General features: G+C 67.2%; 4 protein-coding genes. 1 reads left to right on the forward strand and 3 read right to left on the reverse strand.

The annotated features are described in order from the left end of the window. Positions 1-361 (reverse strand): citrate/2-methylcitrate synthase (locus F3J20_RS31435; protein WP_275691496.1); only part of this gene is annotated, 361 nt, incomplete at its 3' end. 254 nt (positions 362-615) lie between these two features. Here F3J20_RS31435 and prpR point away from each other — a divergent pair. Continuing rightward, positions 616-2,628, forward strand: coding sequence for a propionate catabolism operon regulatory protein PrpR (gene prpR / locus F3J20_RS31440; protein ID WP_167285814.1), 2,013 nt, complete (start codon positions 616-618; stop codon positions 2,626-2,628). A 529-nt stretch (positions 2,629-3,157) separates the two neighbouring features. Here the strand turns inward: prpR and F3J20_RS31445 are convergent. Then, positions 3,158-5,272 carry an HlyD family efflux transporter periplasmic adaptor subunit gene (locus tag F3J20_RS31445; RefSeq protein ID WP_167285815.1) on the reverse strand — a complete coding sequence of 705 codons (2,115 nt, stop codon included), beginning with the start codon at positions 5,270-5,272 and terminating at the stop codon, positions 3,158-3,160. A gap of 40 nt (positions 5,273-5,312) precedes the next feature. Beyond that, positions 5,313-6,411, reverse strand: a 1,099-nt coding sequence (locus F3J20_RS31450) for an HlyD family efflux transporter periplasmic adaptor subunit (RefSeq protein ID WP_167285816.1), incomplete at its 5' end; no start/stop codon positions are given.

Genomic DNA, 6,411 nt, shown 5'->3' on the forward strand with positions numbered 1-6,411 from the left:
GCACGGTGCCGAGTACGGAAACGCCGGTACGCATCACGTCCATCGGATGCGCGGCGGCCGGAATCCATTCGAGCGCGGCCTTGACGTTGGCGGGCAGTCCGCGCAGGCCCTTGAGCTTTGTTTTATAAGCCTTCAGTTCGGCGGCAGTCGGCAGCTTTTCGTGGACCAGCAGATACGCGATCTCCTCGAATTCGCAGGCGCCGGCGATGTCGAGAATGTCGTAGCCGCGATAGTGAAGGTCATTGCCGGTCTTGCCGACCGTGCACAGCGCGGTATTGCCCGCGGTCACACCCGACAGCGCGACGGATTTCTTCGGTTTGAATGCGCCCGAGTTCGGCGTGCTGTTGTCTGCTTCGCTCATCGATTGTCTCCAGATACGGGTGGGGCGTTGGACTTGAAACCGTGGACCGTCGCTTCAAATGCAAAGAACGGGCCAGCCCCTGCCCGGCTCGCCAGGCGCCGGCTAAGTGCCTGATTTGATGGGCGACCGCCGCCACCGCCCGCACGCGGGCCGCCGCATTTCATTTCAAAAATGAAATGCTGATTTCAAATCAGCAATGAATGCCCGCATAATAGGCACTTTAGGCACTTCCACTCTCCCGCGAGCCGACCGCCTTGAGCACGCCACTTTACGAACCGGCGCAGCGCCCGCGCATCTGGGCGCTCTCCATCAGCCGCCTGCGCGACCTGTTCTTCGAGATCGCCGGCGAATACGTCGAGCGCGCGGATCTGCGCATCGTCTCGCACGGCTTCGAGGACGCGGTGCGCGAGATCGAAGGCGCGGGCGCCGCGCGGCCCGACGTCGTGATCGCGGGCGGCTCGAACGGCGCGTATCTGAAGACGCGCGTGTCGGTGCCGGTCGTGCGGATCAACGCGACCGGCTTCGACGTGATGCATGCGCTCGCGCGCGCGCGTCGCGAGGGCAAGCGTGTCGCGCTCGTCACGCACGGCGACACGCCCGACGAAGTGCGCCGCTTCATGGCCGCCTACACGCTCGACGTGACGTTCGCGTCGTATCAATCGGCGCAGGACGCGGAAAGCGTCGTGCTCGACCTCAGCGATCGCGGCATCGACGTCGTGGTCGGCCCCGGCCTCGTCACCGATCTGGCCGCGAACGCGGGCATGGGCGCGGTGTTTCTCTATTCGCGCGCCTCGATACGCGCCGGCTTCGCGACCGCGCTCGAAGTCGCACAGGCGACGCGCCGCGAAACCGTGCGCCGCCAGCGGCTCGACACGCTGCTGCAACATCTGCGCGACGGCGTCGTCGCGCTCGACGCGCAAGGCCGCGTCGAGGTGATGAACCAGCGGCTGGCCGGCGTGCTCGGCATCGATCCCGCGAAGGCGGTCGGGCGCACGCTGCTCGAACTCGCGCCCGACCTCGCCGGCAGCCTGCCCGATGCGGACGGCGACAGCTTCTGCACCGTGCGCGGCGCGAGCTACGTCGTGCATCGCGGACCGCTCGCGAGCAACAGCACGGCAGGCGGCACCGTGCTCACGTTTCAGGAATCGCGCGCGCTCGAGCGGCTCGACCGCACGCTGCGCTCGCGCCAGCGCGTGCAGCAGTTCACCGCGCGCTACCGGCTCGACGATATCGTCGGCGTGTCCGAGCCGATCCAGCGCGTGCGCGCGCTCGTCGCGCGTTATGCGAAGTCGGACGCAACCGTGCTGATTCTCGGCGAGAGCGGCACCGGCAAGGAAATGGTCGCGCAGAGCATGCATCAACTGAGCGCGCGGCGCGACTTCGCGTTCGTCGCGATCAATTGCGGCGCGTTTCCCGAAGCGCTGCTCGAAAGCGAGCTGTTCGGCTACGAGGAAGGGGCGTTTACGGGCGCGCGCAAGGGCGGCAAGGCGGGGCTCATCGAGGTCGCGCATCGCGGCACCCTGTTTCTCGACGAGATCGGCGAGATGCCGTTGTCGCTGCAAAGCCGCCTGCTGCGCGTGTTGCAGGAGCGCGAGGTGGTACGGCTCGGCTCGACGGAGCCGGTGCGCGTCGATATTCGCGTCGTCGCGGCGACGCATCGCACGCTGACCGAAAGCGTCGCGAACGGCAGTTTTCGCGCGGACCTGTACTACCGGCTCAATATCCTCAGCATTGCGCTGCCGCCGCTGCGCGAACGGCCCGGTGATCTACTGCCGCTCGCGGCCGAACTGCTGCGCCAGGCCGCCGCGCGCGAACCGAGGCTGGCGGCGCGCGTGCCCGACACGGAGACCGCCGCGCGCATGCTCGCGGGACTCGGCGCGACATTGCGGCGCTATGCGTGGCCGGGTAATGTGCGCGAATTGCAGAATGTGATCGAGCGGATTGCGGTGGAGCTTGCGGATGCGGGTGCCTGTGCGTATGCAGAAAGCGATGCTGATTTCGCGGCAGGCAGCGGTGCGAACGCCCTGCCGAAAGACTCGGCCATCGTTACGCGCGAGATGCTGCGTTCGGTCGCACCGGAAATCGTCGAACCCGTCGCGCGCGCGAAGCCCGCCGTGCTGACGCTGCGCGAACGCAGCCGTCATGTCGAAGCCGATGAAATCCGCGCGGCGCTCGCGGCGCATGGCGGTGATCGCGATGCGGTGTGTGCGGCGCTCGGCATCAGCAAGACGACGTTGTGGCGCAGGCTGAATGCGGCGGGTCGTTAGGCAAGGTATCGACGGTGCGCACGTTGAAACCGCTGTGCGGATGACAACGCTTGCCCGCTAATTCGATCTGCTCTGCCGATAGGTGCAAAGCCTTGTCTAGTAGCCTTTTTATTTCGGGTATGTGGCCGGAAACATCGCTGTAGCCGAGCGCGTCGGTCTCTGCCGCCAAATCATCTCTTCGAAGAAAAATACATAGATCAGCGTTACAGACAACCTGCTCGCCGCTTCAGAGCGAAGGAGAATCTACCACCGTTAATCGACACGAAGATTCGATTTCTCGACAGGCGCGAGCACGAAATTACCGGCGGTGATCTACGAGCAACACGATTTATTAGCGAAACATTGGATTCAATTGAAGTCGAGCCACGCGAAGATCGATAGATAGCTCTGTTCGTCGCACATAGCGTGACAATGGCAATGCAGCGACTGCTCTAACTATTGTTTTGCAGTCAAAATATGCCCCGCCTCAGCGAGGCCCTACACAGCGCGGCAGCACGGCAGCGCAGCGAGAGTCATACCGCAAAGCCCCCTAAAACCCCGCCTCCCTCTGCAAAATCGCCACAACATACCGCACACCTCGCCCGATAAAACTCTCGCGCCCCGCTCCCAACTGCACCGTCCCGCTCACCTCGCGCCCGATCGCCGGCACACCGTCGCACGCATCGAAGCGCACCTGCCACGTCGCCTGCAACGGCACCAGCTGATGCGTCTTCGCATCGTACTCGGCCGGAATCGGCCCGCCATAGGTACTCGCAACCGAAGGCTGATCGAGCGTCGCCACGTTGACCTTGTCGATCGCCTCGATACGGCACGCGCGACGCGGCAGCTCCGCGACGTTCGCCACGAACACCGCGCTCTGCCTCGCCCTCAGGCGCGCCACGTCGCTCTCGCCGACAAACGCAAAACCCTTCACGCCAGTCGGCGCGATCAGATCGAACAAGCGCTCGCCGCGCGGCAGCCACATGCCCGCGGCCAGCGCATCGCCGGCAATCTGCACGTGGCCGTCGAACGGCGCGCGGATCGTCAGTTGCGCGATCTGCGCCTGCAAGCCCGTCACCGTCTCGCGCGCAGCGTCCCAACGGCGCGCGAGCGCCGTGCCCTGGCGTTGCAAGCGCTCGTCAAACGGTTGCTGTTCGACTTCCCAGCGCAATTGCGCTTCGTCGGCCTGCGCGGCCTTCAGCCGATAGTCGAGATCGGGCGACACCAGCACCGCCAGCGTCTCGCCCGCATGCACGAACTGGCCGTCGCGCGCGGGCGGCGGCTCGGCGGCGAGGTAGCCGGGTCCGACCGCGTAGAGTCCCTGCGCGCGTTGCGGCCCAAGCACTGCGGGCGCGCTCACGCCCGCGTGCCACGGCACCGCGAAAAAGATCAGCAGCGCCGCGCCGAGCAGAACACTCCTGCGTGTCTCGCGCCGCCAGCGCAATTCACCGCGCCGCTGCCAGCTCGCGGCGGCCTCGCGCCAGATCGGCCGCACGATGAACCAGCCGAATTCGACGAAGAACAGCAGCATGCCGAGCAGCTTGAAAAACGCGTGATAAACGACGAGCGCAATCGACATGAACACGACGAGCCGGTACAGCCATGTCGCAAACGAAAAGCCGATCAGAAAGCGCCGCCGCGCGGCCGAACACGGCTCGGGCTGCGGATCGCCGAGGCCGAACAGCCCTTCGCGCAGCCACCAGCGGCCGAGCGCGAACGCGCGGTCGTGCAGGTTCGGCATGTCGAGCCAGTCCGACAACAGGAAGTAGCCGTCGAAGCGCATGAACGGACTCGCGTTGATCGCGAGCGTCGCGATCCAGGTCGTGGTCGCGAGCAGGAACGCGCCGGCGCGCAGCGGTCCGTCGGGCAGCACGCTCCACGCCAGTGTCGCGAACGCGGCGAGCGCGATTTCGCTCAGCATGCCGGCCGCGCCGATCCACAAGCGGTTCTTGCGCTCGGGCACTTTCCACGCTTCGGTCGTATCGGTGTAGAGCACGGGCAGCATCACGAGCAGCGCGACGCCCATCGTCGGCACGCGGCAGCCGTAACGCTGCGCGGTAAACGCATGGCCGAATTCGTGCAGCACCTTCGCGCAGCCGAGCGCGATGCCCACGCCGATCAGGCCGCGCCAGTCGGCGTAACCGTGGAACGTGTGCAGGAACTCGTCCCAGCGGCGCGAGGCGAGAAACAGCCCGGCCAGCGCGCACACCGCCACCACGCACCAGAACGCGGGCCGGTACGCGAACCCGGCGAAGCGCGCGGCGCGGCGCAGAAACGGCATCGGGTGCCAGAGCGGAATGCGGATCATCAGATAGTGCTTGAGCAGCCACATCGCCCGCGTCGTGCGATGCGCGTCGGCGTGCTGTTGCAGGCGCGCGGTGTCGGCGGCGCTCGCGGCGATCAGCAGATTCTGCTGGCGCAGCATGCGCACGAGCAGGTCGAGATCGTCGGACGTGACGGTAAGCGTCGTGTCGCGGTTCACGCTCTCGACGATCGCGCGCGGATCGTCGAGCGGCCAGCGCGACAGCAGTTCGAACGCGGGCCAGCCGAGCTGGAAAAAGCGGTTCGCCGCGGGATCGTGCAGCATCCAGGTCGGCGCGCCCTCGGGGGTCGCGGCGCCTCGTGTGAGCGTCAGTTCCTGACGCAGTTGCGGAAGTCGGGCCATGATGCGATGAATTGACGCTGTCGAACGGGCGCGCCGCGCCTCACCAGCCGAGCCACTGACGCGCGAGCGTCAACGGGCGGCGCAGCACGTAGTAGATCGCCGGCACCCACGGGCCGCGAATGCGCGCGGTACCCATCGCGCCGAGCGGCGCATTGGCGTCGGCCGTGACGAAGCTCGCGCGCACGCGGTACGCGAGCACGCCGTCGGGCGTCGGCTCCGCGCGGTACGCGATCGAGTCGATGTGTGCCTCGTAGCTCGACAGCGGCGAACTCTTCGGATACAGCGTGAGCGTCGCGCCCGGCTTCACGTCGATGTTGTCGGCAACCGGCAGCCACGCGGTCAACTCAACGCGCGCAGGGTCGGCCAGCAGCAGGATCTTTTCGCCGACCGCGACCGCCTTGCCGGTCCATTCGTTCGGATCGCTGAACACTGCCACCCCCGCGCGCTCGGCGTTCACCTTCACGCGCGCCAGCTGCTGCGCGGTGTAGTCGAGCTGCACCTGGCTCTGGTCGAGCTTGCCTTTGCGCTCGGCCATGTCGAGCCGCGTGCGGTCGTCGGTGACGGCAAGCTGCGCGGTCTGGCGGAACTCTTCCTGTTCGGCATCGAAGTCCTTGCGCGCGAGCGCGTAGCGCGATTGCAGCGCGGTCGCGTCGAGGCCGAGCAGCGGCGTGCCGCGCTGCACCGGCTGATTCGGCTTCACGTAGAGACGGTCGATCACGCCGTCGAGCGGCGCGCGCACGACGAACGGATCTTTCGGCGTGACCTCGGCGGGCGCGAGCACGGTGAGGCGCAACGGAATCACGCAGGCCACCGCGAGCCCGATCAGCACGCGGCGCTGCTGACGGCCGGGCCGCAGCACGGCGCGCGCGCGTTCGAGCCACGAGGCGCGCGGCGCGAACGCCTCGAAGGCATGCGCCCAAACCTGACCCAGTTCGGTGAGCAGCGCGCAGTCGGTCGCGCTCCAGGCTGCTTCGCGTGCGAACACGACGCCGCCGAGCGCATGCCCCGCGCGGTCGGTGAGCGGCAGCCACGCACCGTGTGCGGGCCACCATGCGGACCAGTCGCTCGCGACGTGCGGCGCGTCCGCTTCGAGATCGGCGGCCGTGAACGTACGCACCTGCGCGCGCGCCGGCAGCACC

Source organism: Paraburkholderia sp. Cy-641, assembly GCF_011752945.1.
Taxonomy (GTDB): Bacteria; Pseudomonadota; Gammaproteobacteria; order Burkholderiales; family Burkholderiaceae; genus Paraburkholderia.